Here is a 24,742-nt window from a genome sequence, read left to right as displayed (position 1 = left end):
CGGTGAACCCTTTCCTCAGGTCGTGCTCGCGGTACGGCGCTGGACCAGCACGGCGGCGACGATGATCGCGCCCTTGGCGATCTGCTGGACGTCGCTCTGCAGGTTGTTCAGGGCGAAGATGTTGGTGATCGTGGTGAAGATCAGGACGCCGAGCACGGAGCCGGTGATGGTGCCGCGGCCGCCGGTCAGCAGGGTGCCGCCGATGATCGCGGCGGCGATGGCGTCGAGTTCGTAGAGGTTGCCGTTGGTGTTCTGTCCGGAGCCGGACAGGACGATCAGCAGGAAGGCGGCGATGCCGCAGCACAGCCCGGACAGCAGGTAGAGGTAGAGCCGCTGGCGGCGGACGTCGATGCCGGCGAGCCGGGCGGCCTCCGGGTTGCCGCCGACGGCGACCGTGCGGCGGCCGAAGGTGGTGCGGTTGAGCACCAGCCAGCCGATGACGGTCACGACCGCGAAGACCAGGACCAGGGGCGGGACGCCGAGGACGTAGGCATCGCGTTCGCCCAGGTCGAGGACGGCCGGCACGGTCACGATCTGCGTCTTGCCGTCGGTGATCTGGAGGGCGAGGCCGCGGGCGGAGGCCAGCATGGCGAGGGTGGCGATGAACGGCACCATCGCGCCGTAGGCGATGAGCACCCCGTTGACCAGGCCGCAGCCGACCCCGACGACGACCGCCGTGAAGAGGATTCCGGCGAAGCCGTACTCCTGGGTGGCGACGGTGGTCGCCCACACCGAGGCGAGGGCGACGATCGCGCCGACCGACAGGTCGATGCCGCCGGAGACGATGACGAAGGTCATGCCGACGGTGACGACGCCGATCACGGACGCCTGGGTCAGGACGAGTTGCAGGTTGCGGGTGTCGAGGAACGCGTCGGGCTTGGTGACGGCGCCGATGAGGACCAGCACGGCGAGCACGCCGAGCAGGGAGAGGGTACGGACGTCGGCGCGGGCCAGCGTGCCGCGCCAGGCGGGGGGCTGGGCCGGGGGCACCTTGTCGGTGCTGCTGTCCCGCGGCGGGGAGACGGGCTGCGTCATGACGCCGGGCTTCCTTCCATGACCAGGTCGAGTACGCGGTGTTCGTCGAGTTCGCGCGCGGGTGCCGTGTGGACCACACGGCCCTCGCGCAGCACCAGGACGCGGTCGGCGAGGCCGAGCACCTCGGGCACCTCGCTGGAGACCAGCAGCACGGCGAGATCTTCGTCGGCCAGCCGGCGGACGACCGCGTACAGTTCGGCGCGGGCGCCGACGTCGACGCCGCGAGTGGGTTCGTCGAGCAGCAGCACCCGGCAGCCGCGCAGCAGCCAGCGGGCCAGGACGGCTTTCTGCTGGTTGCCGCCGGACAGGGTGCGCACGGGCACCGACGGGTTGTCGGGCCTGAGCGACAGTTCGCGGGTCGCGGCCCGGGCGGCGCCGAGTTCGGCGCCCCGGTCGATCCAGCCGCCGCGCGAGAAACGGGACATGGAGGAGACCGACACGTTGCGGGTGACGGACTCCAGCATCAGCAGGGCCTGCGCCTTGCGTTCCTCGGGGGCGAGTCCGAGTCCGGCCCGGACGGCGGCCCGGACGCTGCCCGGCTTCAAGGGCTCGCCGTCGACCAGCACCTGTCCGGACGTCGGTTTCCTGGCGCCGTAGACGGTCTCCAGGATCTCGGAGCGGCCCGAGCCGACGAGTCCGGCCAGGCCGACGATCTCGCCCGGCCGTACCTCAAGGTCGAGAGGCTCGAACTCCCCGGCGCGGGACAGGCCCCGGACGGTGAGCACCGGTTCGCCGGGCGGCGGGGAGACGGGCCGGTCGGGAAAGACGTACTCGACGTTGCGGCCCGTCATGAGCGCGACGACCTCGCGGGTCGGTGTCGTCTTCGCGGGCAGTCCGTTCGCCACGGCCCGCCCGTCCTTGAGCACGGTCACCCGGTCACCGATGCGCCGGATCTCCTCCAGGCGGTGCGAGATGTAGACGACGGCGACACCGGCGGCGGTCAGGTCGCCGACGATGCGGAAGAGGTTGTCGACCTCGTCCGGGTCGAGGGCGGCGGACGGTTCGTCCATCACGATGAGCCGCACGTCGTGGGAGAGCGCCCGGGCCATGGACACGATCTGCTGCTGCGCCGCGGGCAGCTCCCCGACGAGCCGGGCCGGACCGATCTCCGCGTGTCCAAGTCGCTTGAGCAGGGCGGCTGTCGACTCCTTCGCGGCCTTCCCCCGGACGACGAACCCGGCAGTGGTCGGCTCGTGGCCCAGGTGGACGTTCTCGGCGACCGACAGGTGCTCCACCAGGTCGAGTTCCTGGTAGATGGTGGCGATGCCAAGACGCATGGCGGCGATCGGCGAGCGGAGTGCGACCTCCTCGCCGCGCCAGCGGATGGTGCCGGTATCGGGCTGGTGGGCGCCGGCCAGGACCTTGATGAGGGTCGATTTCCCGGCGCCGTTCTGGCCGAGCAGGCAGTGCACCTCGCCGGCCTGGACGTCGAGGTCGACGCCGTCGAGGGCCCGGACTCCGGGGAACGACTTGGTGATGCCGGACATGCTGAGCAGCGGTGGTTGTGGTGCCATGCGGATTCCCCTTGGCTGGCGTGCGGGCCGGTTGCAGGGCGCTTGTCGGGCAGGCGTGTTTCGAGGCAGGGCGGAGCAGGGAGCTGTGCTGGGTGAGCCGTGCTGTCGAGAAGGGTTACGCGGGTGAGAACAGGTGGTCGCTGATGAGCCGGGCCGCGCCGATGACTCCGGCGGCTGGTCCCAACTCGCCCAGGACGATGGGCAGGTTGCCGGTCGCGAGCGGCAGCGACTGGCGGTAGACCTGCGTGCGGATCGCGGCGAGCAGGGTATGGCCGAGGCCGGTCACCCCGCCGCCGATCACCACCAGGCCGGGGTTGAAGAAACTGACCAGGCCGGCGATGACCTGGCCGGTGCGGTTACCGCCCTCGCGGATCAGGTCGAGTGCGGTGGCGTCGCCGGCGGCGGCCGCGGCGGCGACGTCGACGGCGGTGAGCCCGCCGTTGGTCTCCAGCCGCGAGGCCAGTTCGGCGGAAAGTCCCTGCTGGGCGGCCTCCGTGGCGTCACGGGCGAGGGCCGCCCCGCTGAAGTGGGCCTCCAAGCAGCCCCGGTTGCCGCAGGCGCAGGGACGGCCGTCGGGCACGGCCTGGATGTGCCCGATGTCGCCGGCGCTGCCCGTCGTACCGCGGTAGACCTCACCGCCGACGACGATGCCGCAGCCGATGCCCGTGCCGATCTTGACGCAGAGGAAATCGGCGACGGTGCGGGCGACGCCCGCGTGCTGCTCCCCCATCGCCATGAGGTTCACGTCGTTGTCGACCATGACCGGGCAGCCGAGTTCCTGGCTGAGCGCCTCCCGCACGGGGAAGCCGTCCCAGCCCGGCATGATCGGCGGCGCCACCGGGATGCCCTCGGGGAAGCGGACCGGGCCCGGGACGCCGATGCCGGCGCCGTCGAACCCCTCCGCGAGTCCCGAGGCCTTCAACTTGGCGGCCATCGCCAGGACTTGCTCGAAGACCGCGACCGGGCCCTCGCGTACGTCCATGGGATGGTTGATGTGCCCGAGGGTCTCCAGTTCGGCGTTGGTGACGGCGACGTCGACCGAGGTCGCGCCGATGTCGACGCCGAGGAAGCGCAGCCCGGGGTTGAGCCGGATGTTGTGGGAGCGGCGACCGCCGCGCGAGGCGGCGAGGCCGTCGGCCACGACCAGCCCCGTCTCCAGCAGCCGGTCCACCTCCACGGCGAGCTTGGACCGCGAGAGGTCGACCTGGTCGCCCAGCTGGGCCCGGGAGTTGGGGCCGCCGTCGCGCAACAGCTTGAGCAGCCGGGCCTGGTGGGCGTTTCCGGGTCGCGCGGTCATACGTCTCACGAGCCCCTCCCCGCCTCAATCGGCCTCTGCGCCGGTTTTCCGCCACATCGGTGGCTTGCTTTCGGAGGGAACGTAGCAGCGGCTGCCGAAGGTGGGAAGAAGTCGCGCAGGAATTGCCCCCTACTTTTCCCACTCACTGGACAAAGGCGAGTGGCGGGCGCCCTGCCTCGCAGCTGTCGGCTGCAAGGCAAGCGCTCTGGGACAGCGCCCCGGACTCAGGTGGTGCTGACCGTCCGCTCGGACCTACGAACGCGCCCGCGCATGGTACGAGCGCCTCGTGTGCTCCGTGTGTTCGCGCATCAGGCGGGTGGCCAGCTGTTCGTCGCGGTCGGTGATCGCGGCGATGAGCGCGCGGTGTTCGATCCAGGACTGGTGGCCCCGCTGGCGGGCGACCGGCGTGTAGTACCAGCGGACGCGGCGGTCGACCTGGGCGGCCAGTTCGGCGAGCACGGCGTTGCCGGCGAGTTCCATGATCTTCGCGTGGAAGCGGGCGTTCATGGTGACGGCCCCGTCCACGTCGTCCGCCTCGACGGCCTTCTCGCCCTCCGCGCACAGCGCTTCCAGCGCGGCGACGCCGGCGCTGTCCGCGCCCGCCGCGGCGAGCCGGGCCGCCTCGGCCTCCAGGAGCGTACGGACCGTGAGGAGCTGGTCGGCCTCCTCCTCCGTCGGCTCGTGCACGAAAGCTCCCTGGGCAGGCCGCAGATCGACCCACCCCTCGGTGTTGAGCCGCTGCAACGCCTCGCGCACCGGCTGCCGGGAGACCCCCAGATGCCCCGCGAGCTCGCTCTCCACGAGGTGCTGGCCGGGCTGGAGGGCACGGGTGGTGATGAGTTCGAGCAGCGCCTCGTAGACGCGGTCGCGCAGCGGACCCGGGCGTTCCAGCTTGGGTACCGCCCCCTGGGGCAGTCCTGTCGACAGCATCGCGGTCCCCCTCCTCGGCAGGGCCGTGCACAGCGCGGCGGAAGCCGGTGTCGCCACAGAGCCAGTATCGATTGTCTTTCGTCTACAGTCTACGGCGCACAAGAGCCAGGGCTTCGGGGAGTTGACCGCGTCACACGGCAACGGGGCTCACGGGCAGCGGACGACCTGCCCGGCGTACGACAGGTTTCCGCCGAAGCCGAACAGCAGAACCGGGTCGCCCGTGGCGACCGCACCCTGCTCGACCAGCTTCGACAGAGCGAGCGGAATGCTCGCGGCCGACGTGTTGCCGGACTCCGTGACGTCGCGCGCGACGACCGCGTTCACGGCGCCGATCTTCTCCGCGAGGGGTTCGATGATGCGCAGGTTGGCCTGATGCAGTACGACCGCCGCGAGGTCGGCTGGCTCCAGCCCGGCCCGCTCGCACGCCCGCCGCGCGATGGGCGGCAGCTGAGTCGTCGCCCAGCGGTAGACGCTCTGCCCCTCCTGCGCGAAACGCGGCGGCGTGCCCTCGATCCGCACCGCGTTCCCCATCTCGGGCACCGAGCCCCACAGCACCGGCCCGATGCCGGGCTCGTCGGCGGCCTCCACGACCGCGGCCCCGGCCCCGTCGCCGACGAGCACGCACGTCGTGCGGTCGCTCCAGTCGGTCACGTCGGACATCTTGTCGGCCCCGATGACCAGGGCGCGGCTCGCGCCCCCCGCGCGGACGGCGTGGTCGGCGGTGGCCAGGGCGTGGGTGAAGCCGGCACACACCACGTTGAGGTCCATCGTGGCGGCCTGCGGAACGCCGAGCCGGGAGGCGACCCTGGCGGCCGTGTTGGGCGAGCGGTCGACGGCGGTGGAGGTGGCGACCAGCACCAGGTCGATGTCGGCGGGTGTCAGCCCGGCCGCCGCGAGGGCCTTGGCGGCGGCGTGGGCGGCCAGCTCGTCGACGGGTTCGTCGGGGCCGGCGATGTGGCGCGTGCTGATGCCCACCCGGCTCCTGATCCACTCGTCACTGGTGTCGACCATGGCCGCCAGGTCCGCGTTGGTGAGCACCTTGGCGGGCTGGTAGTGGCCGACGGCGGCGATGCGCGAGCCGTTCATGTGGGCGGTCCCCCTCGTGGAAACTTGGGTAGCGGGATCCACCAGTGTGATCAGTGACTCGCGGGTACGACGGCAGGCAAGGCGACAGGAAACAGGTGCTCGCGTTGTCAGCTTCGGTCAGGACCTCGGACGACCGAGCACTTGTCGGACGCCTAGCCGGTGAACAGCTGGGTCGCCTTGCGGACCAGCTCGTACAGCCCGTAGGCGAGCGGTACGCCCACCCACACCCAGGCGAAGGCGATCAGCCACCGCCGGTCCGGGCTAGGCGGACTCTGACTGCTGTCGCCGGACATGGGCGGCCTCCCTCGGTGCCGGGATGTGATGACGCGGGTGGACGGGCCGGACGAGTTCGTTGGCGACGAAGCCGACGACAAGCAGCCCGATCATGATGACGAACGACATTCCGTACAGGGACGCGCCGTGCCGGCCGGCTTCCTCCTGCCGGTCGGCGATCCAGTTCACGATCAGCGGTCCGAGCACCCCGGCCGTGGACCAGGCGGTGAGCAGCCGCCCGTGGATGGCACCGACCTGGTAGGTGCCGAACAGGTCCTTCAGATACGCCGGAATCGTCGCGAAGCCGCCGCCGTAGAAGGACAGGATGACCAGCGCGCCCAGGACGAACAGCGGCTTGGAGGAGTCGCCGAACAGGGCGATGAGCGCGTACATCAGCGCGCCGACGCCCAGGTAGACGCGGTAGATGTTCTTGCGGCCGATCAGGTCGGACGTCGACGACCAGCCGATGCGGCCCGCCATGTTCGCCGCCGACAGCAGCGCGACGAAGCCGGCGGCGGCCGTCACCGACACGGGCGTGGAGGTGTCCGCGAAGAAGTCCGTGATCATCGGGGCGGCCTTCTCCAGGATGCCGATACCCGCGGTGACGTTCATGCAGAGCACGATCCACAGGCACCAGAACTGCGGGGTGCGGATGGCCTGGTTCGCGGAGACCTGCGGGCCGGTGAGGACGCTCGGCCCGCTGCCCACCGGCTTCTCCGTGCGCGGCACCCGAACCAGCAGCACACCGAGCAGCATGAAGACCGCGTACGTCAGCCCGTGCACCAGGAAGGCCAGTGCGATGCCGGAGCTGTCGCCGCCGAACGACTCCAGCATCTGCGCGGACCACGGCGAGGCGATGAGCGCGCCCCCGCCGAAGCCCATGATGGCGATGCCGGTGGCCATGCCGGGCCGGTCGGGGAACCACTTGATGAGGGTGGAGACGGGTGAGATGTAGCCGATGCCGAGGCCGATGCCGCCCACGAAGCCGTAGCCGAGGACGATCAGCCAGTACTGCTCCACGGCCGCGCCCAGCGCGGAGAGCAGGAAGCCGGACGAGAAGCAGACCAGGGCGACGGTCATCGCCCAGCGCGGGCCGTTGCGCTCCACGAGCGTGCCGCCGAACGCGGCGGACAGGCCCAGCATGACGATGCCCAGCTGGAAAGGCAGCGCGCTCTGCGTGCCGCTCAGGCCGAGCGCGGACTCCAGGGGCGGCTTGAACACGCTCCAGGCGTAAGCCTGGCCGATGGAGAGATGTACGGAGAGAGCGGCGGGCGGGACGAGCCAGCGGCTCCAGCCCGGGGGCGCGACTGGGGGACTCATGAACCCGGAACGGTAGGCAGTCGCAGGGGAGTTGAGAAGGCGGCGCGTCGATCGTATGCGGTGAGCGGTATCCAGCATGCGCCGAACGGTCATCGCGCGGACCCCATCATCCACACTGTAGACAATATTTCGTCGACACAAGGTCGGACTCAAGCCGGACGGCACTCACTCGCCTGACGGCACTCACCCGCCCGACGGCAGTCACCTCCGCGGTATCCCTCAAACCGAACGGAGTGTTCCCGTGAAAGTCGCAGTTCTCGGCGCCGGTGCCATCGGCGCCTACGTCGGCGCCGCGCTCCACCGCGCGGGCGCCGATGTTCATCTCGTCGCCCGTGGACCGCATCTGGCGGCCATGAGGCAGCACGGAGTCCGTGTGCGCAGCCCGCGCGGCGACTTCACCGCGCACCCCCACGCGACCGACGACCCGGCCGAGGTCGGCCCGGTCGACTACGTCTTCCTCGGCCTGAAGGCCAACGCGTACGCGGATTGCGGGCCGCTGATCACGCCGTTGCTGGGCGCCACGACGGCGGTCGTGGCCGCCCAGAACGGCATCCCCTGGTGGTACTTCCACCGGCACGGCGGCCCCTACGACGGCCACCGCGTCGAGAGCGTGGACCCGGACGGCGCGGTCAGTGCGGTGCTCGCGCCCGAACGGGCCGTCGGATGTGTCGTCTACGCGGCGACCGAGCTCGAAGGGCCGGGCGTCATCCGGCACTTGGAGGGCACGCGGTTCTCCGTCGGCGAACCCGACCGCAGCGTGTCCACGCGGTGCGTGGCGTTCAGCGAGGCCATGCAGGCGGGCGGCTTGAAGTGCCCGGTCGAACCGGACCTCCGGAGCGACATCTGGCTCAAGCTGCTCGGCAATATCTCTTTCAACCCGATCAGCGCGCTGTCCCGCGCGACCATGCGGCAGATGTGCCTGCACGGCGGCACCCGCAAGGTCATCGAGATCATGATGACCGAGACGCTCACGGTCGCGAACGCCCTCGGCTGCGAGGTCGGCGTCTCCATCGAGCGCCGGCTCGCGGGCGCCGAGCGGGTCGGCGACCACCGGACCTCCACGCTCCAGGACCTGGAGCGCGGCAAACCGCTCGAACTCGACGCACTCCTCGCGGCAGTCGTCGAGTTGGCGGACATCACCGGCGTGGACGTGCCCACCCTGCGCACCGTGCACGCCATCTCGGACCTGCTCGCGCTGAGGAGCGCCGCATGAGCAAACGCGACCGAAGCCCGAAGACCTACACCCGGCTCACCCACCCCCTGGTCAGGGACTCACGCGAGGAGCCCTTCCGCCGGGCCACCTGGGAGGAGGCCCTGGACCGGGCGGCCCGGGGTCTGGCACGCTACCGCGGCGCGTTCGGCATGTTCTCCTGCGCCCGGGCGACGAACGAGATGAACTACGTCGCCCAGAAGTTCGCCCGGGTCGTCATGGGCACCAACAACGTCGACTCCTGCAACCGCACGTGCCACGCCCCGAGCGTGGCGGGCCTGTCGGCGGCGTTCGGCTCGGGCGGCGGGACGTCGTCGTACGAGGAGATCGAGCACACCGACGTCATCGTGATGTGGGGCTCCAACGCCCGTTTCGCGCACCCGATCTTCTTCCAGCACGTGCTGAAGGGGATCAAGAACGGCGCCCGGATGTACGCGGTCGATCCACGCCGGACGTCGACCGCCGAGTGGGCCGAGAGCTGGCTGGGCCTCAACGTCGGCACCGACATCCCGATGGCGCACGCGATCGGCCGCGAGATCATCCACTCGGGCCTCGCCAACGAGGCGTTCATCGAGCGGGCGACCACCGGCTTCGAGGAGTACAGGGCGCTGGTCGAGCCGTGGACGCTGTCGCTGGCCGAGAAGGTGACGGGCGTACCGGCCGCCGCCATCCGCGAGCTGGCGCACGCCTACGCCCGCGCCGAGCGCGCCCAGCTGTGCTGGACCCTCGGCATCACCGAACACCACAACGGCACCGACAACGTCCGTGCCCTGATCAATCTGTCCCTGCTCACCGGGCACGTCGGCCGCTACGGCGCCGGCCTGCAACCCCCGCGCGGGCAGAACAACGTGCAGGGCGGCGGCGACATGCGCGCGATCCCCAACCGCCTGCCCGGCTTCCAGGACATCCTCGACCCGGACGTACGGGTGAAGTTCGAGTCGGCGTGGGACACCGTCATCCAGCCGCACTACGGCCTGAACCTCACGGAGATGTTCGAGGCGATGGAGGACGGCACGCTCAAGGCCGTCTACTGCGTCGGCGAGAACCCGGCCCAGTCGGAGGCGGACAGCGAGCAGGCCGTACGGCGGCTGAAGGCCCTCGACTTCCTCGTCGTCCAGGACATCTTCCTCACGAAGACGGCCGAACTCGCGGACGTCGTCCTGCCGGCCACCGCCGGCTGGGCGGAGACCGACGGCACGACCACCAACAGCGAACGGCGCGTGCAGCGCGTCCGCAAGGCCGTCACCCCGCCCGGCGAGGCCCGCGAGGACATCGACATCATCTGCGACCTGGCGGCCCGCCTCGGCCACGACTGGAAGTACGCCGACGCCGAGACCGTGTGGAACGAGCTCAGGTCGGTCTCGCCCGACCACTACGGCATGACGTACGAGCGTCTGGAGGAGCACCAGGGCATCCAGTGGCCCTGCCCGGGCACGGACCGGCTCGAACCGACCTATCTGCACGGCCGGTTGTGGGAGCCCGACCCCGACAGGCGCGGACGGCCGGCGCCCTTCGGGATCGTGCAGCACGACCCGCCCGTGGACCTCACCGACGAGGAGTACCCGATCCGGCTCACCACCGGGCGACGGCTCGACTCGTACAACGCCGGTGTGCAGAGCGGCGGTTACGCCTCGCCGCTGCGGCGCGGCGAGTACATCGAACTGTGCCCGGAGGACGCCGAGCGCTACGGGGTGGTGGTCGGTGAGCAGGTCCAGGTCACCTCGCGGCGCGGGTCGGTGACCGCGCCCGTGTGGGTGGACACCGCGCTGCGGCCCGGGCTCGCCTTCATGACCATGCACTTCCCGGACGAGGTGGACACCAACGCGCTCACGATCGAGGCGAACTGCCCGATCGCGGGGACGGCGGAGTTCAAGGCGTCGGCGATCCGGATCGAGAAGCTGCCCGTCGCGACCATCGTGGGGTGACGCACCGTGGACCTGCACTTCGGTGACAGCAAACCGACGGACGACGAACGGGCGGCCGTCGACGCCCTGCTGGGCCCTCCGGAGTCCTCCTGGGAGGGCGCCGACCGCTCCGACGCGGATCTGAGGTGGGCCCGTGGCGGGCGCGCGGCCCGGGACCGCCGCGACCTGCTGTTGCCGGGGCTGCACGCGATCAACGACCGGGTCGGCTGGATCAGCGACGGCGCCCTCGACTACCTGTGCCGGCGGCTGACGGTGCCGCCGGCGGAGGCGTACGGGGTCGCCACCTTCTACGCCATGTTCTCCGTCAAGCCGCGTCCGGCGACCGTGCTCCACGTGTGCACGGACCTGGCGTGCGCGGCGGCCGGGGCGCCGGAGCTGTGCGCGGGGATCGAGGCCCGGCTCGGTCCCGGCAGTGGCGTCGCGGTGGAGCGCAGCCCTTGTCTGGGCCTGTGCGAGCGGGCCCCGGCCGCGCTCGCGATCAGGGCCGGGGATCCGGTGCGGACGGCGGTGTCGGCACCGACGACCGTCGAACGAGCCGTCCTCGCCGCGAGCGCCCCCGATTCGGCGCCGGAAGAGCCCCCGGCCGCGCTCGCGGTGCCCCAGGCCGGACAGGACGGCCTGATGCTGCTGCACCGCGTCGGCGTGGTCGACCCGGCGTCCCTCGACGACTACCGCGCCCACGGCGGCTACACGGCCCTGCGCCGGGCCTTCGAGCTGGGCCCCGCCGGGGTCATCCGCGAGGTCACCGACTCGGGCCTGGTCGGGCGCGGCGCGGCGATCGGCACGGGCAGGTCCACCGGGCCGAAGCTGTTCTGCGTCTCCGGGACCGTGGAGCGGCCGGCGTCTACGAGGTGCCGTTCGGCGCGACGCTGGGCGACCTGCTCACGCTCGCCGGCGTGCGGGACGGGCTGCGGGCGGTGCTGCTCGGCGGGGCGGCGGGCGGCTTCGTACGGGCCGACGAGCTGGACACCCCGCTCACCTTCGAGGGCACGCGGGAGGCGGGCACGACGCTCGGCTCGGGGGTCGTCATGGCCTTCGACGACAGCGTGCCCCTCCCCCGGCTCCTGCTGCGCATCGCGGAGTTCTTCCGCGACGAGTCGTGCGGGCAGTGCGTGCCCTGCCGGGTCGGGACCGTGCGGCAGGAGGAGGCGCTGCACCGGATCGTGGAGCGCACCGGCGCCGACGCCGCCGGGGACATCGCCCTGCTGAGGGAGGTCGGCCGCGCGATGCGGGACGCCTCGATCTGCGGTCTCGGCCAGACCGCGTGGAATGCCGTGGAATCCGCCATCGACCGTCTGGGGGCGTACGAATGACCGTCACACCGCTGGGGATCCCGCGCCGCATGCTGGAGTTCACGATCGACGGCGAGGAGGCCAGGGTCCCCGAGGGCTCGACCATTCTGGACGCCTGCCGGGCGGCCGGGAAGGACATCCCGACCCTGTGCGAGGGCGACACCCTGCGGCCGAAGAACGCCTGCCGGGTCTGTGTCGTCGAGGTCGAGGGGGCCCGGATCCTCGTTCCGGCCTGCTCCCGCAAGGCCGAGCCGGGCATGGAGGTGCGCACGGGCACCGAGCGGGCCCGGCACAGCCGGAAGGTCGTCCTCGAACTGCTCGCGTCCTCGGTCGATCTGTCGACGACACCGCGGGTCGCCGAGTGGCTCAAGGAGTACGAGGCGAAGCCCGACCGTTTCGGCCCGGACGCGGCCCGCCTCAACGAGGAACCGAAGGTCGACAACGACCTGTACGTGCGTGACTACGACAAGTGCATCCTCTGCTACAAGTGCGTCGACGCCTGCGGCGACCAGTGGCAGAACACCTTCGCGATCTCGGTCGCCGGGCGCGGTTTCGACGCCCGGATCGCCGTCGAGCACGACGCGCCGCTGACCGACTCGGCGTGCGTGTACTGCGGGAACTGCATCGAGGTGTGCCCGACGGGCGCGCTGTCCTTCAAGTCCGAGTTCGACATGCGCGCGGCGGGTACCTGGGACGAGTCGCGGCAGACGGAGACGACCACGGTGTGCGCGTACTGCGGAGTGGGCTGCAACCTGACGCTGCACGTGCAGGACAATGAGATCGTGAAGGTCACCTCGCCGCACGACAACCCGGTGACCCACGGCAATCTCTGCATCAAGGGCCGCTTCGGCTACCAGCACGTACAGAACCGGGGCTGATCAGGACATGGGACGAGTCACGGAACGACGCAAGGTGCTCCGCATCCGGGACGGGGCGGTCTCCAGCCGTCCGGACACGCTCGTCGCCGAGGAGCCCCTGGAGATCCGGCTGAACGGCAAGCCCCTGGCGATCACCATGCGGACGCCGGGCGACGACTTCGCGCTGGCGGCGGGCTTCCTGGTGAGCGAGGGGGTGCTGGGCGGGCAGCGGGACCTGCGGAACATCGTCTACTGCGCCGGGGCGACCGCCGACGGCTCGAACACGTACAACGTGGTCGACGTGCAGACCGCCCCGGACGTGGTGATCCCCGACATCACGCTGGAACGGAACGTCTACACCACGTCCTCCTGCGGCCTGTGCGGCAAGGCGTCGCTGGACGCGGTGCGCACGACGGCCCGCTGGCCCATCGCCGACACTCCCCGGCTCCAGGTCACCCCCGAGCTGCTCGCGAGCCTGCCCGACCGGCTGCGCGCCGCCCAGCGGGTTTTCGACCGGACCGGCGGCCTGCACGCGGCGGCCCTCTTCTCGGAGGACGGCGAGCTGCTGGACATCCGCGAGGACGTGGGCCGGCACAACGCGGTCGACAAGCTGGTCGGCCGCGCCCTGCAGAACGGGGACCTGCCGCTGTCGCGGACGGTCCTGCTCGTCTCGGGCCGGGCCTCCTTCGAGCTGGCGCAGAAGGCCGTGATGGCCGGTATCCCGGTCCTGGCGGCGGTGTCGGCGCCGTCCTCGCTCGCGGTGGACCTGGCCGCCGAGGCGGGCCTGACGCTGGTGGGCTTCCTGCGGGGCAGCTCCATGAACGTGTACGCGGGTGAGGACCGGATCGCCCTGCGGGCCGCGGCCGCCCAGGACTGAAGATCATTTCTCGGCAGTGATACGCGGAGTCATGCCGCCTCAAGCAGGGGTCTGCCGCCCCAGCGGATGCCTTTCTCGCTACGGATGCGGGCACGTTCGCGGCGTTCGGCGGCCAGGACGTCGCGGTGGCGGGTGTTGGCGTTGCGCCAGCGCAGGTAGGCGTGCAGGGCCCGGGTCTGCACGGCGTGGTCGGGTGGTGGGAGTTGGCGATGGTGAACTGCCGCGGTGGTCCGAAGTGGGCTTCGACCGGGTTGGCCCAGGACGCGTAGGTCGGAGTGAAGCACAGTTGACGGTGTTCCCCGGAAGATCACCGACGCGGATGTCTAGCGGGTCATCGTCAAGACGCTGGAGGAGAAGCCGAAGAACGCCACCCATTGGTCAACCAGGTCGATGGCGGCGGCCACGGCATGTCGCAGTCGGCCGTCTCACGGATCTGGCGGGCATGCGCGCTCGCCCCGCACCGTTCGCAGACGTTCCAGCTGTCGTCCACCGATCCGCTGTTCATCGACAAGGTCCGCGACGTCGTGGGCCTCTACTTGGACCCATCGGAGAAAGCGTGAGCCTCCCTGTTTCGCTCCCGCTTCGGCGGCGCCGTGGGACCGTCTCGGGGTCGCTGCACGGAGTGCAGGTGCAGGGGCGGGATGGCAGCTGGCATGATCCTGCAGCCGGAGTGCACGAACCTGCAGAACTCTCACCTTGTGATGAGCAACCGGTCTCGCGAGCATTTTCCGCGGGGGCGAGACAACAAGGAGAGTGCCCAGATGAACGTCGGATCGACTTGTCGCAGAGCAATCGTCACCGTCATTGCAGGCGCCTTCGGCATCGCCGCGATGTGCGTGTCTGCGGATGCCGGAGGGGAGGTGAGCCACTACTTCCGGCCTTCATCGGTCAGCCAGAACACCAGTGGCGGGGCCGGCCCCGCCACTTCAGCTGAGACAGACCACTGCCTTTCCGGCCCGCGTTATGGCTGTGCTCCCGCCGACGAGACCACAGGTGGCGACGAGAAGCCGGTCTCCGACGACTCCCCCTCGCCGCCGCAGTCCGTGAACGCCCGTGGCGGTCAGCAGGACGGCAACTCCAAGTGGGCTGTTACCGCCTCCGGGCTGCACACCACTATGCGCTTCACCACCTGGGAGAAGTGAGCGGACGTAAGGTCTGCTCAGCGAAGAGCCTTTCGCCCCCGTTGATCGGGGGCGAAAGGCCTTTTTTGTTGCCCACCGGTGCGCCCGGATCCGATTCCGCTTCACGTCGATAGCACCCCGTGCCGGGCCGGCTCACTCCCGCCGTCAGTTCGCTCCGACGACAGCGGTCCGCGCCTCCTGACTCCGCATGGCACACCCCTGCCAGTCGCATGCATGAAACTGCAATCTCGCTGTCTTCAACGACGTCGGCACCGGCAATAAGCTCAGCGCGCAAGGAAACCCGACCCGAGGAGCCTTCGATGAGAAAGACCATTTCTGTTTCACGCGGCGCTGTCAGCCTCGCCTCTGTGGGAACCATGGCAATCATCACCTCTGTGGCGATGGCAGTGCCTGCTCACGCGGCCCCCATCCCGGCCCGCAGCAACTGCTACGTTCTGCTTTCGCCCGGGGAAGGAGTTGGCGACCCTGGCAGCTGTTGCGCCGGCAGGCCGTACGGGCCTATTGTCCGGCCGTTGACGACTGCCGTCGGTGCCGCGCCCGGAGCGGTCCCGGCTGAGCACCGGCCTCAGGTTTTTGATCCCATAACAGGTCATCACCCCCATTGCATGCGGCCGCTGTCGGCAAGCTCGTAATGAGGCACCGCCGAAAGGCACTGAGGACCGGCCCATTTACCTGATTCCCGTTCCTGGCTTGGCGGACTCAGCTCAGGTTCGCCAGAGCCTCCTGTTGCGGAGGTTGAGCAGGCACACTCCCGAATATTGCGCGGAGGTCGCGAGTCAATCGTCTCGCTGAGCACCTCAGCACTGTCGCCAGGTGACCGGCGGCCCGCCTGGGCCGCCGGTCACCTGGCGATTCGCGTGCTTGAGGAGCAGCACGGATCACCGTGTTCCGGTCCGGGCGGGCGGCGTCGAGCCACGGATCGCGTGAGCGGCAGCACCCGTCTGCAGACCTGCGTGTTCGTCTGCCGTGAACCGCTTCCCGCTACGCCTCGCGCGGCGCTCGGACACGTCTCCCCGGCTCCGCCTCCGGTCTGCACCGCCGCAACAGAGGAGCCGGGCAACACCCTTGTCCCCCGGACCGCGAGCGCTCCCCATATACGTCCGCCGCAGGCAGGCCCGGCGCAGGCGTTCAGAGCTGCGGTCCCTTGGACGGCAACCATGCCACGCCCCAGCCGTCGCGGCGCCATGCGGCTTCGGGGACGGGACGGAGGAATGACCTGGGCGCGGGTGACTGCGCCGCACCGGGGGTCGTCGGCCGCATCACCCCTGACGCCCGGCACTCCCTGCCGGAGGCCCCGGTCCCGCCGTCCTTCGAGCCTCGCGAGCGCACAGTCGGCGCCCCGGTCCAGGTGACAGCCTCCACAGGTCGTGCGTTCGGCAAGAACGGACAGCCCTGTCCCGAGGCCGTGGCCCCCGGGGACGGGGTCGGGAAGGGAACAGCGCCTGACTTTGTGGCAGGAGGCTGCAATGCGCACTGCACAAAGCTGAAGCCTCTTACTCTCCCCGGGAGACGTGACCCTCTGGCATTGTTCTTCGTGCCGGAGGAAATCGGCAGAGAATAAGGTTCCGATGAACGTCCGAACTGCGTTCAGCGCAACGGAACCGAACGCATCCGATTTCTGTCCCGCCCGCGCGGGACATCATCTGGCGCGCGTGAGATCCTTTGTCGTCCGCAGGGGTGACGGAAATGAAAGTGCGTCTTTCACCTGGCCGGCCGGCTTACGCACACCGGAGCGGTGTGCGGGATCGCCATACCAACCAACGAAAGGACGGTGGAGAAATGAGCACCGATCTGGATCTGCAGTTCGAGGAACTCGAGACGCTGGACGCTCTGTGGAACTGGGCCGAGTTCGGCTCGGGCTTCGGGGCCGGCGCGACCGCCTTCTCCGTCGGCGTTGCCGTCTTCCTCACCTGACAGCGACGTCCCGGCTCACGAACAAACGAAGAAGAGTGCATCGTGGAAAACCTGATGGAACTGCAGGTCGAGGAACTCGAGTCGCTGGAAGCCCTGTGGAACTGGGGTGAGTTCCTCAAGGGTTTCGGGGGCGGCGCGACCGTCTTCGTCACCGGCGTGACCGTCTTCCTCACCTGACCGCAACGTATCGACTGACAAGCAGAATCTGAAAGGAGAAACATCATGGAGAACGTCACGGAGCTTCAGATCGAGGAGCTCGAGCCGATGCAGGCTCCCGGCTTCTGGGAGATCGTCGCCGGTGCCTACGCCGGCGCTTCCGCCGGTGCCCTGGCCGCGTCCATCGGCCTCGTCCTCACCTGAGAGTCGTACCGCGCGGCAAGCCTCTCAGGCTGAGCGCCGGGGTGGAGGGGGGCCGACCGTCACTCGGCCCCCCTCCCACCCCGGGCATCACCTGAGCGTCGTACCACACACCGGTCAAGTCTCAGACCGAGCAAGGACTACCCGAAAGGTGCATGACATGAACGAGCACGTGAACAACCCCGCGGACACGGCCTTCGAGGTCGAGGAGCTCGAGGGGCTCCACGCTCCCGGCTTCCTGCACTGGCTGCTGCACGGCGGCCCGCTCGCCGGTACCGCCGTCGCCGCTGCCGCCGGTGCCGTCGCCGGTGGCGTCGCCATCGCCCTGACCTGAGAGTCGTACCGCCCGGCAAGTCCCTCAGGCTGAGCGCCGGGGTGAGGGGGGCCGACCGTCACACGGCCCCCTCCACCCCGGGCACCACCTGAGCGTCGTACCGAGCAGCACGTCTCAGGCTCATCCCCAGCAGGGGCGGCAGTCTTGAAAGGTACATGACATGAATGAATGCACAACCCCGCGGACACGGCCTTCGGGATCGAGCAACTCGAGGGACTCCACGCTCCCGGTCTCGGCCCGTTCCTGCCGGCCTCGAACCCGGCCCCGTGATCGCCGGCACCACGTGAGCCATCGGCCACGTGGTCTATCCCTTCGCCGTCGCGGGTGCGGTCGCCCTCACGTGATCTCACTCTCCATGGACGCGAACTGACCATCTGCGTCCCGGCGGAGACGAACGCCTGGGGTGGAGCGGGGCCGACCGTCACCCGGCCCCCTTCCACCTCGGGCACTTACCCCCAATATGCAGCAGTTTCACCGCAGGAGACCTGCCATGCCCAAGCTCTCTGGCTCATCGTTGGCCAACCAGACAACCCTCCCCCCGATCGCGGCGCTCGTCGGAGGGGTCACCGTGCTCGGCAGCATGCTCGCCATGCGCCGGGGGGACGGACAGCGGCCGTGATCGGGGGTTCCGCGTCGCCGCCCACCGCTGTGTTCGAGAAGCTCAACAAGAGCTACGGCGACCACCACGTACTGCGGGACGTGTCGTTCGAGGTCGGGCCAGGCCGGGTCACCGGGCTGCTCGGGCCCAACGGCGCGGGCAAGAGCACCGCCCTGCGGTGTCTGCTCGGCCTGGTACGCCCCGACTCCGGCACGGTGACGGTCCACGGCAGCGTCGGTGTGACCATGGACTCCCTGGGATTCCACCCCAATGTCACCGTGCGGCGCCAACTGGACATCGTCGCCCGTTCCCTGGGCCTGTCAGCGGAACGGACCGACGAGGTGTTGCGCACGGTAGGCCTGGAGGGAGCCACAGGGAAACGGGTCCGCTCCTGCTCCACGGGCATGCGTCAGCGACTCGCCCTGGCCACCGCACTGCTCCCCGACCCTGAACTGCTGGTACTCGACGAACCCCTCAACGGCCTCGACCCGGAGGGCATCCACTGGATGCGCGACCTCGTCGGGGCACTGGCCGCCGAGGGCCGGACCGTGCTCCTGGCCAGTCACATGCTCTCCGAAGTGGCGCGCAGCGTCGATGACGTCGTCGTGCTCCGCGGACAGGTGCTGTTCTGCGGATCGCTGCGGGAGCTGGGCGACGGAGACCCGGAGCGCCTGGAGAGTGCCTACCTCGGACTGGCAAGCGCGCAAAGGAGTTGACCCATGTCTGAGTCCACCGTCCTCCGCCGCCGTGTCCGCCATCAGATGTCGGCCGAACTGCTCAAGGCCCGCAGCGGATTCGCGCTGCCCACCATGCTTGTCGTCAACACCGTGTTGATCACCGCATCGCAGTTGGGCGGCCTCGGCGAGAAACTGTCCACCGCCACCCGTGGCCCGCAACCAGCCAGCCTGGCGGAAGTCTCCCACACCGTCGTCGGTCTCGGTTTCGCCGGAACGCTGTTCGCGATGCTCTTCGGCGCGGTTCTGGTGACCAACGAGTACCGGTCCGGTGCCATCGGCCGCAGCGTGCTGCACGCTCCCTCGCGGACGGTTCTGCTGGCCGTCAAGCTGGGCACGGCCACGATCGGAGGGCTGATCTTCGGGATCGCCTCAGCGGGCGGTGCCCTTGTGGTCGCCTGGCTGGCGTTCCGGGCCCATGACGTCTCGCTGGTCATGGACAGCCGTACGTGGACCATCAGCGGGGCCATCGTCCTGGTCTGCGTGTTCGCCGGTCCGTGGGGCGCCGCGATCGGCTTCCTGCTGCGCAGCCAGGTACTGGCGATCGTGGTTCTGATGGTGTGGACCACCACGGCCGAGACGCTGGTGTTGAAGAGTTTCCCCTCCGTGGGGCGGTTCCTGCCCGGTGGCGCCCAGGACGCGGTGCTGGGCGACCCGGCGTTCCCCGACCGGCTGGCCGCTCCGTACGGGGTGCTGCTGCTGCTCGCCTGGGGCGCTGCCGCGGCCCTGGCCGCCCAGCAGGCATTCACCCGCCGCGATCTGGTGTGAAGGAGCAGTCATGGCCACCACGACACCCCTGCTTGCCCGGCTGCCGGACGTGCGGGTGCATCCACCGCAGGACGACGGGGCACCCTGGCTCGTACAGAACGGTGAGCGCTACTTCAGGGTCGGGGCGGACGCCGCCCGGCTGCTCGACCGCCTGGACGGCACCTGCTCACCGGCCGGGCTCGCCGAGGACCTCGGCGCTCCCTGGACGGAACAGCGCGTACGGGAGGCGCTGAAGTCATTCGCCCGGTTCGGCCTGCTGGCAGACTCCGACGGGGTGGGCGGCGCGTCGGGCGAAAGCGCGCACGGTACGTCAGGCGGGGGCAGCGTCCGCCGGAAGCCGGCGGGTCGGTCTGCCCAAGTCACTGCGGGCCGGCTGCGCTTCGTACCGCCGATGACTTTGCAGTTCACCCTGTGGAACCCGGACCGCCTGATGGACCGGCTTCTCCCGGTCACTCGCGCGCTGCTCTCCCGGCGCGGCCTTACGGTCCTTCTCCTGCTGGTGATCGCGGGGCTGATGGCATTGACGGCCCAGGCGCAGACGGTGTGGCAGGCCGTGTCCACACCCCCGAGCGCACAGACGTACCTCAGCGTCTTCACCGGGGTGCTGCTGGTCACCGGGGTGCACGAGGTCGGCCACGGCGCGGTGCTCGCCCACTACGGTCAGCGCCCCACCCGGGTCGGGATGATGTTCTATTACCTCACCCCGGCCTTCTTCTGCGATGTCTCCGACGGCTGGCGGCTGCCCCGCAAGGAGCAGCGGGTGGCCGTCGCGCTCGCCGGGGTCGGCGTCCAGACCGTCATCGGCGCGACTGCCGCACTCGCTGCGCCGGCCACGAGCGGGCAGGTCCGTTCGAGCCTGCTCATCTTCGCGGTTGTCTGTTATCTGTACGGCGTCTTCAACCTCCTGCCCTTGGTGAAGTTCGACGGCTACCTGGCGCTGATGAGCCACGTGGACATCCCCAACCTCCGGGCCAAGGCCATGGCCGACGCTCGCGCCGCGACGCTGATCCGCGTCGCGGGAGGCCACCGTCCGCGGGAACTGCCCCAGATACGCTGGGCCGTCGCCTACGGCGTGGCCTGCCAGGTCTTCCCGCTGTACTTGATCGGCACCGGGCTGACGGTCGTCGCCGGACTGATCGGCGGTCTCCCGTTCGGAGCCCTCCTGCTGTGGCTCCTGGTGCTGGCGCTGGCTTTCCAGGCCTGCAAGGTGCTGCGCCGCGTTGTGGGAGAGGTCCGGACAGCCGGCGGATCGGTCCTGCGCCTGGCCGGTGTCGCGCTGACCGCGCTGGCCGCCGTCACCGTGCTGCTCACCCAGGTCACGGTCGACCGGCAGATGCCGGCGGGTTACGCGACGGTGCACGGCCGGCCCGTCCTCGTCCTGCCGCCGGGTACCGACTCGTCCTCCGTAACGGTCGGCGCGCCCGTGCTGCTGCGCACTCAAGGTTTCCTGTTCGGCAGGACACTCGGCCGCACCACCCTCGCCCCCGGTGCCGCGCGCACCGCCAGGGTTCCGCTCAGCGCCGTCATCCCCGTGCGCACTGACCTCAAGGTCCCCACCACCGTGCGTCCGCTCAGCGGGGATGCCGTACTTCCCGCCGCCGCGGGCGCCGCGCGGGTCGACCTCGGCCGGGAGTCGCTGGGCTCCCGTCTGTGCGACTACCTGACTTCCTCCCTGATCCACTGACGAACTCGCCTCGGAACGTCACCTTCCGTTTCCTCGCTTCATGTTGGAGTGCTCATGACCACAACACCTCTCCGGCCGCAGCCGGAGCGATCCCCCCTGCAGGCGACCGTCCACCTTGAGCGCTGGCTCCGCGGACACTACGACGCGGTGTCCGACACCGCCTTCGAGGTGGTCGCCGAGGCCGGGGCCGACCTGCCGGCGCTGGCCGCCTCCGGACTGCTGGACGCGGACGGGGTGATCTTCGCGGAGCCGGGCGTCGCGGACAGCCTGCCGGTTCCCGCCGTGGCCCTCGAGGGCAGCGTGCTCAACTGCGGTGATGACCTGGTGGTCGGGGGCGAGTTCCACATCCAGGTGTTCGACTATGTCGCGCTCGGCTTCGTCGCGCTGGTCGGCCCGACGGTCGTGCGCATCACCGGAGAGGACGATCTGACCGCCTTCCTGGCCGACGCCGACCTCGCCGTCTCCGACGGCAGCCTGCCTCAGTGGCTGCTGAACCCAGGCGTCGTACTGGCCGACGCCCCGGCGCTCGCCGGCATGGCGCCCACCGGGGTCGCTCGCCTGTACGTCACCGCGGACGGCATGGTCCGCACCGCGCCGGGCGGTGCCGACCTCGCGCCGCTCAGGGACGGTGCCGCCGCGATCCGGGCCGCGGTCGCCACCCACGCCACCGATCCCTCCCTGGACGGGGTGCTCCCGTCCAGGACGCTGGAGCGGGCCCGTGCCGAACGCCCCTGGCTGCCCCGATACCTACAGGCGCTGGACGCCGTCCGAGCCCTGAGCAGGGTTGCGGGCGGCCCCGTACGGATATCGGGATTCGGTATGCGGCTGTGCCCGCAGGCCCCGGCCGAGCCGGTCGAGAGCGCGGCTCTCCCGTTGATCGCCAGGGCCGACGACGGCACATGCTTCCTGCTCTATCCGAACGGCGGCCGGGCGTTCAAGGTCGGCCAGGACGTGGCGATACTCGTCGAAGCGAAGATCGCCTGTGGCGACCAGCGCCAGGCCGACGCGGTCGCCGCCGCGGCGCTGGGGGTAGGCGCGGACGAGGTCCCCGGCCTCTATTCCCGCCTGCGGCTGCCGGAGATGAGGGCGGCATGAACGGCCGGACAGCGATCAGCACGCCGTCGGTGGCGCCGCGGACCGGTGCCCGGCACATCCCGCCGGGCACCGCCACCCGAATCGCCGCGGCGCTGGGCGATGACCTCAGGATCGCCGACCTGTACGACGATCTCGGCGGCCCGGTCTACCACCTGGTCACCAGCCATGACCGCAGCGAGATCACCGAGGTCCTCACCGCACTGCGCGGCACCGGGGGGCCCGTGCTGGAACTCGCCTGCGGTTCCGGAAGGCTGACCCTGCCGCTGCTGCTCGCCGGGCACCAGGTCACCGGGGTGGACACGTCCGACTCGCTGCTGGGCGAACTCACCGCCCAGGTCGGGCGGCTCCCTGCGCACCGCGCCGCGGACCGTCTGACCGTGCTCCGCGAGGACATGACCGCGCTCGATCTGGACACGCGTTTCGCGGCCGCCCTGCTCGGCATCACGACCATCGGGCTGGTGCCCCCCGGCGAACGGCCCGGCTTCCTGCGCAACGTTCACAGGCACCTGCTGCCCGGTGGCCGCTTCCTGGTCACCGTGGAGACGCCGCGGGTCCGACCCGGAGAGGAGGAGATCCACACCTTCGTCGCCGACGACGCCGTGATCACCCTCATCTCGTACGTGGAGCCGGGACTCGCCGCCCGCCACGTAGCCGCGCTGAGCGTCGCCCGAGGTGCCGGCCCTCTGCTGCTCACCTCGTTCGTGCACCTGGTGACCCCTGACCGGCTGAGCGCCGAACTCGTCGCGGCGGGCTTCGAGATCGAGTCCGTCAGCCCGGTGCGAGATCCCCTCGCCGGCACCGCCGACGGGAACACCCTTGTCATCGCCAGGAGGCCGTCGTGAACCCTCGTGAGCCGCATTACCCACTGTGGGAACTGCTCGTACCGCCCGGGGCGTACGCCAAGCCGGAGCGGCGGGCCGTGGCCGCGGCCGGCGCCAGGCTCCGCTTCGACGACGGCTCCGAGGTCCTGGACGCCACCAGCGGCCTGTGGAACGTCAACCTCGGCTACGGCAACACGGCCATCGCCGACGCAGTGGACCGGGCCATGCGCGAGGCGTCGTACCTGACGCTCTTCCGCTACTCGCACACCTACGCCCTGGAGGCCGCCCGCGCCCTGACAGAAGCCGCCGGGCCGGCGGTCTTCCGCCGGGTGATCTTCTCCACCTCCGGCAGCTCAGCCAACGACCTGGTGATGAAGGTCGCCCGCCACCACGCCCTGCTCACCGGCGAGCCCCAGCGCCGCCTGATCGTCGGCTTCAAGGGCAGCTACCACGGGCTGACCTATGGGGCGTTCTCCCTGTCCGGTGAGGAACTGGGCCAGCAACTGTACGGAGTGGACACACGGCTCGTCCGCCATGTCGACGCCGGCCGCCCGGAGGACCTCGAACGGCTGATGCGGCGCGAGGGCCACCGGGTGGCGGCGGTGGTGTGCGAGCCGGTGTTCGGCTCCGGCGCCCACGAACTGCCGCGCACGACGCTGGAGGCGCTGCTGGAACTCCGCCGGGAGTACGGCTTCCTGCTCGTCGCCGACGAGGTGGCCACGGGATACGGCCGTACCGGGCCGCTGTTCGCCAGCTCCGCCTGGGCGCAGGCCCCGGACCTGATGGTCACCTCGAAGGGGCTGACCAACGGCACCTGCGCCGCCTCCGCGGTTCTGGCGTCGCACGCCGTCTGCGACGCCTTCGAGCGGGCCGACGCGCTGCTGGTGCACGGGGAGACACAGGCCGGGACACCGCCGACATGTGCCGCGATCCTGGCGACGCTGGCACAGTTCACGGAGTTGTCCGCCCTGGAGTCCGGCGCCCGGGTGGCGCGCGCGCTCGACGCGCTGCTGGCGGAGCTCGTCGCCGAGTTGCCCTCCGTCACCGCCGTCACCGGCCGGGGCTGCTTCCGCGGGATCCAGCTGGCCGAGCCCGACGGCACCCCGTACAGCGCCGAGCGGGTGCAGCAGGCCATCGCCGCGATCCGCGGCCATGGGACGCTGGCCCACCCGGGCCCGGGGAGCGTACAGCTCGTCCCGCCGCTGACCCTCACCGACGAGGAGGCGCACGAACTGGGCACGGCCGTACACAAGGGACTGGTGGAGGCGCGATGACACCCCCTGTGTCACCCTCGGGCCGCTTGAACCAGTTCGGGCTGGGCCAAGAAGTGTCGTACCGCACCGTCTCGGGCGGGGTCGTTGGGCTCGTGGTCGAGCCAGCAGCGGTGGATCACGCGGGCCCGTGCGCGGGCCGGGACCCGGGTGGCGTGCGGGTGGTCCATGCCGCGGCCTCGGACCCATGGGTGGATGTCGGCCGCCCAGGCGCCCTCGTGGCGGCTGTTGTCCAGCAGCGACAGGCCGGTGACGGAGCTGGTTGCCGGGCGGTCACTGACTGGCGCTCTGCGGCGCGTCCCTCTGTTTCCGGTCGACAGCTCCGGAAGAGCCGGGGGCGGCAGTGTCATCGGGGCTCTCGCAGAGCGACCGCCCCAGGCCGTCACCCCCGCTCTCACCGGCATCTGA

23 protein-coding genes and 3 pseudogenes are annotated in these 24,742 nt (G+C 70.5%); 18 read left to right on the top strand and 8 right to left on the bottom strand.

Annotation, left to right across the window (positions count from 1 at the left end; genetic code table 11):
- Positions 1-15: 15 nt before the first annotated feature.
- The 7 genes from AOQ53_RS21835 to AOQ53_RS21810 all read right to left on the bottom strand — a co-directional run bounded on the left by AOQ53_RS21835 (position 16) and on the right by AOQ53_RS21810 (position 7,455).
- Positions 16-1,035, bottom strand: coding sequence for an ABC transporter permease (locus AOQ53_RS21835; protein ID WP_059419729.1), 1,020 nt, complete (start codon positions 1,033-1,035; stop codon positions 16-18).
- Positions 1,032-2,549 (bottom strand): sugar ABC transporter ATP-binding protein, encoded by a 1,518-nt coding sequence (locus AOQ53_RS21830; protein WP_059419727.1) that lies wholly within the window; start codon positions 2,547-2,549, stop codon positions 1,032-1,034. The genes AOQ53_RS21835 and AOQ53_RS21830 overlap by 4 nt, the downstream gene beginning before the upstream one ends.
- Positions 2,550-2,664: 115 nt before the next feature.
- Positions 2,665-3,846 (bottom strand): ROK family transcriptional regulator, encoded by a 1,182-nt coding sequence (locus AOQ53_RS21825; protein WP_059419725.1) that lies wholly within the window; start codon positions 3,844-3,846, stop codon positions 2,665-2,667.
- A gap of 252 nt (positions 3,847-4,098) precedes the next feature.
- On the bottom strand, positions 4,099-4,776 hold the full coding sequence (locus tag AOQ53_RS21820) for a GntR family transcriptional regulator (protein ID WP_059419723.1): 678 nt from the start codon (positions 4,774-4,776) through the stop codon (positions 4,099-4,101).
- 147 nt (positions 4,777-4,923) lie between these two features.
- Positions 4,924-5,862, bottom strand: coding sequence for a beta-ketoacyl-ACP synthase III (locus tag AOQ53_RS21815; protein WP_059419722.1), 939 nt, complete (start codon positions 5,860-5,862; stop codon positions 4,924-4,926).
- A gap of 152 nt (positions 5,863-6,014) precedes the next feature.
- On the bottom strand, positions 6,015-6,155 hold the full coding sequence (locus tag AOQ53_RS44775) for an MFS transporter small subunit (protein ID WP_167745748.1): 141 nt from the start codon (positions 6,153-6,155) through the stop codon (positions 6,015-6,017).
- Positions 6,124-7,455 (bottom strand): OFA family MFS transporter, encoded by a 1,332-nt coding sequence (locus AOQ53_RS21810; RefSeq protein WP_059419721.1) that lies wholly within the window; start codon positions 7,453-7,455, stop codon positions 6,124-6,126. The genes AOQ53_RS44775 and AOQ53_RS21810 overlap by 32 nt, the downstream gene beginning before the upstream one ends.
- Positions 7,456-7,696: 241 nt before the next feature.
- On the opposite strand from AOQ53_RS21810, the gene AOQ53_RS21805 reads away from it, so the two are divergent.
- From AOQ53_RS21805 to fdhD, 5 genes and pseudogenes are all read left to right on the top strand, one after another.
- The gene (locus AOQ53_RS21805; protein ID WP_059419719.1) at positions 7,697-8,668 is read left to right on the top strand and encodes a 2-dehydropantoate 2-reductase; all 972 of its coding nucleotides are present in this window, start codon (positions 7,697-7,699) and stop codon (positions 8,666-8,668) included.
- A complete protein-coding gene (locus AOQ53_RS21800; RefSeq protein ID WP_059419718.1) occupies positions 8,665-10,590 on the top strand; it encodes a molybdopterin oxidoreductase family protein in 1,926 nt (641 codons plus the stop codon). Before AOQ53_RS21805 ends, AOQ53_RS21800 begins: the two co-directional genes overlap by 4 nt.
- A gap of 6 nt (positions 10,591-10,596) precedes the next feature.
- Positions 10,597-11,903, top strand: a pseudogene (locus tag AOQ53_RS21795) (NAD(P)H-dependent oxidoreductase subunit E).
- Complete coding sequence (locus AOQ53_RS21790; protein ID WP_059419716.1) at positions 11,900-12,760, top strand: 2Fe-2S iron-sulfur cluster-binding protein; 861 nt, start codon at positions 11,900-11,902, stop codon at positions 12,758-12,760. Before AOQ53_RS21795 ends, AOQ53_RS21790 begins: the two are co-directional and overlap by 4 nt.
- A gap of 7 nt (positions 12,761-12,767) precedes the next feature.
- On the top strand, positions 12,768-13,616 hold the full coding sequence (gene fdhD, locus AOQ53_RS21785; protein WP_059419715.1) for a formate dehydrogenase accessory sulfurtransferase FdhD: 849 nt from the start codon (positions 12,768-12,770) through the stop codon (positions 13,614-13,616).
- A 29-nt stretch (positions 13,617-13,645) separates the two neighbouring features.
- Here fdhD and AOQ53_RS41415 read toward each other — a convergent pair.
- Positions 13,646-13,905: pseudogene (locus AOQ53_RS41415) on the bottom strand (IS630 family transposase); the annotation flags it as partial.
- Positions 13,906-13,946: 41 nt separating this feature from the next.
- On the opposite strand from AOQ53_RS41415, the pseudogene AOQ53_RS21780 reads away from it, so the two are divergent.
- The 13 genes and pseudogenes from AOQ53_RS21780 to mpaD all read left to right on the top strand — a co-directional run.
- Positions 13,947-14,173 (top strand): annotated as a pseudogene (locus AOQ53_RS21780) (IS630 family transposase); the annotation flags it as partial.
- A gap of 84 nt (positions 14,174-14,257) precedes the next feature.
- Positions 14,258-14,758, top strand: coding sequence for a hypothetical protein (locus tag AOQ53_RS21775; protein ID WP_148640364.1), 501 nt, complete (start codon positions 14,258-14,260; stop codon positions 14,756-14,758).
- A 1,779-nt stretch (positions 14,759-16,537) separates the two neighbouring features.
- Positions 16,538-16,672 carry a daptide-type RiPP gene (locus AOQ53_RS47435; RefSeq protein WP_269085462.1) on the top strand — a complete coding sequence of 45 codons (135 nt, stop codon included), beginning with the start codon at positions 16,538-16,540 and terminating at the stop codon, positions 16,670-16,672.
- Between the two features lie 42 nt (positions 16,673-16,714).
- Positions 16,715-16,849, top strand: coding sequence for a daptide-type RiPP (locus AOQ53_RS47430; protein WP_269085461.1), 135 nt, complete (start codon positions 16,715-16,717; stop codon positions 16,847-16,849).
- A gap of 45 nt (positions 16,850-16,894) precedes the next feature.
- Positions 16,895-17,032, top strand: a complete 138-nt coding sequence (locus tag AOQ53_RS44770) for a daptide-type RiPP (RefSeq protein ID WP_167745747.1) — start codon at positions 16,895-16,897, stop codon at positions 17,030-17,032.
- 157 nt (positions 17,033-17,189) lie between these two features.
- Positions 17,190-17,363 carry a hypothetical protein gene (locus tag AOQ53_RS44765; RefSeq protein ID WP_167745746.1) on the top strand — a complete coding sequence of 58 codons (174 nt, stop codon included), beginning with the start codon at positions 17,190-17,192 and terminating at the stop codon, positions 17,361-17,363.
- 490 nt (positions 17,364-17,853) lie between these two features.
- Positions 17,854-17,982 (top strand): hypothetical protein, encoded by a 129-nt coding sequence (locus tag AOQ53_RS47425; RefSeq protein WP_269085460.1) that lies wholly within the window; start codon positions 17,854-17,856, stop codon positions 17,980-17,982.
- A complete protein-coding gene (locus AOQ53_RS21770) occupies positions 17,979-18,677 on the top strand; it encodes an ABC transporter ATP-binding protein (protein WP_236711747.1) in 699 nt (232 codons plus the stop codon). Before AOQ53_RS47425 ends, AOQ53_RS21770 begins: the two co-directional genes overlap by 4 nt.
- A 3-nt stretch (positions 18,678-18,680) precedes the next feature.
- The gene (locus AOQ53_RS21765; RefSeq protein ID WP_059419710.1) at positions 18,681-19,463 is read left to right on the top strand and encodes an ABC transporter permease; all 783 of its coding nucleotides are present in this window, start codon (positions 18,681-18,683) and stop codon (positions 19,461-19,463) included.
- Between the two features lie 10 nt (positions 19,464-19,473).
- Positions 19,474-21,147 (top strand): daptide biosynthesis intramembrane metalloprotease, encoded by a 1,674-nt coding sequence (gene mpaP / locus AOQ53_RS21760; protein ID WP_059419709.1) that lies wholly within the window; start codon positions 19,474-19,476, stop codon positions 21,145-21,147.
- Positions 21,148-21,201: 54 nt separating this feature from the next.
- On the top strand, positions 21,202-22,242 hold the full coding sequence (gene mpaB / locus AOQ53_RS44760; RefSeq protein ID WP_059419708.1) for a daptide biosynthesis RiPP recognition protein: 1,041 nt from the start codon (positions 21,202-21,204) through the stop codon (positions 22,240-22,242).
- Complete coding sequence (gene mpaM, locus AOQ53_RS21750; RefSeq protein ID WP_059419706.1) at positions 22,239-23,084, top strand: daptide-type RiPP biosynthesis methyltransferase; 846 nt, start codon at positions 22,239-22,241, stop codon at positions 23,082-23,084. The genes mpaB and mpaM overlap by 4 nt, the downstream gene beginning before the upstream one ends.
- A complete protein-coding gene (gene mpaD, locus AOQ53_RS21745; RefSeq protein ID WP_078945432.1) occupies positions 23,081-24,337 on the top strand; it encodes a daptide-type RiPP biosynthesis aminotransferase in 1,257 nt (418 codons plus the stop codon). The genes mpaM and mpaD overlap by 4 nt, the downstream gene beginning before the upstream one ends.
- Positions 24,338-24,742: the final 405 nt, after the last annotated feature.

This window comes from Streptomyces azureus, from assembly GCF_001270025.1.
In the GTDB taxonomy this organism is placed as follows: domain Bacteria; phylum Actinomycetota; class Actinomycetes; order Streptomycetales; family Streptomycetaceae; genus Streptomyces; species Streptomyces azureus.
Note: the sequence above shows the minus strand (reverse complement) of the source record. Positions and strands in the feature narration are given on the sequence as shown.

Coding starts and splice junctions, on each gene's coding strand:
- mpaM (WP_059419706.1), top strand. CDS start 22,239: ATGAACGGCCGGACAGCGATCAGCACGCCGTCGGTGGCGCCGCGGACC.
- AOQ53_RS44765 (WP_167745746.1), top strand. CDS start 17,190: ATGAACGAGCACGTGAACAACCCCGCGGACACGGCCTTCGAGGTCGAG.
- AOQ53_RS21815 (WP_059419722.1), bottom strand. CDS start 5,862: ATGAACGGCTCGCGCATCGCCGCCGTCGGCCACTACCAGCCCGCCAAG.
- AOQ53_RS21825 (WP_059419725.1), bottom strand. CDS start 3,846: ATGACCGCGCGACCCGGAAACGCCCACCAGGCCCGGCTGCTCAAGCTG.
- mpaP (WP_059419709.1), top strand. CDS start 19,474: ATGGCCACCACGACACCCCTGCTTGCCCGGCTGCCGGACGTGCGGGTG.
- AOQ53_RS21790 (WP_059419716.1), top strand. CDS start 11,900: ATGACCGTCACACCGCTGGGGATCCCGCGCCGCATGCTGGAGTTCACG.
- AOQ53_RS21835 (WP_059419729.1), bottom strand. CDS start 1,035: ATGACGCAGCCCGTCTCCCCGCCGCGGGACAGCAGCACCGACAAGGTG.
- mpaB (WP_059419708.1), top strand. CDS start 21,202: ATGACCACAACACCTCTCCGGCCGCAGCCGGAGCGATCCCCCCTGCAG.
- AOQ53_RS47435 (WP_269085462.1), top strand. CDS start 16,538: ATGAGCACCGATCTGGATCTGCAGTTCGAGGAACTCGAGACGCTGGAC.
- fdhD (WP_059419715.1), top strand. CDS start 12,768: ATGGGACGAGTCACGGAACGACGCAAGGTGCTCCGCATCCGGGACGGG.
- AOQ53_RS21775 (WP_148640364.1), top strand. CDS start 14,258: ATGGCAGCTGGCATGATCCTGCAGCCGGAGTGCACGAACCTGCAGAAC.
- AOQ53_RS21765 (WP_059419710.1), top strand. CDS start 18,681: ATGTCTGAGTCCACCGTCCTCCGCCGCCGTGTCCGCCATCAGATGTCG.
- AOQ53_RS21830 (WP_059419727.1), bottom strand. CDS start 2,549: ATGGCACCACAACCACCGCTGCTCAGCATGTCCGGCATCACCAAGTCG.
- AOQ53_RS21800 (WP_059419718.1), top strand. CDS start 8,665: ATGAGCAAACGCGACCGAAGCCCGAAGACCTACACCCGGCTCACCCAC.
- AOQ53_RS47425 (WP_269085460.1), top strand. CDS start 17,854: ATGCCCAAGCTCTCTGGCTCATCGTTGGCCAACCAGACAACCCTCCCC.
- AOQ53_RS21810 (WP_059419721.1), bottom strand. CDS start 7,455: ATGAGTCCCCCAGTCGCGCCCCCGGGCTGGAGCCGCTGGCTCGTCCCG.
- AOQ53_RS44770 (WP_167745747.1), top strand. CDS start 16,895: ATGGAGAACGTCACGGAGCTTCAGATCGAGGAGCTCGAGCCGATGCAG.
- AOQ53_RS21820 (WP_059419723.1), bottom strand. CDS start 4,776: ATGCTGTCGACAGGACTGCCCCAGGGGGCGGTACCCAAGCTGGAACGC.
- AOQ53_RS44775 (WP_167745748.1), bottom strand. CDS start 6,155: ATGTCCGGCGACAGCAGTCAGAGTCCGCCTAGCCCGGACCGGCGGTGG.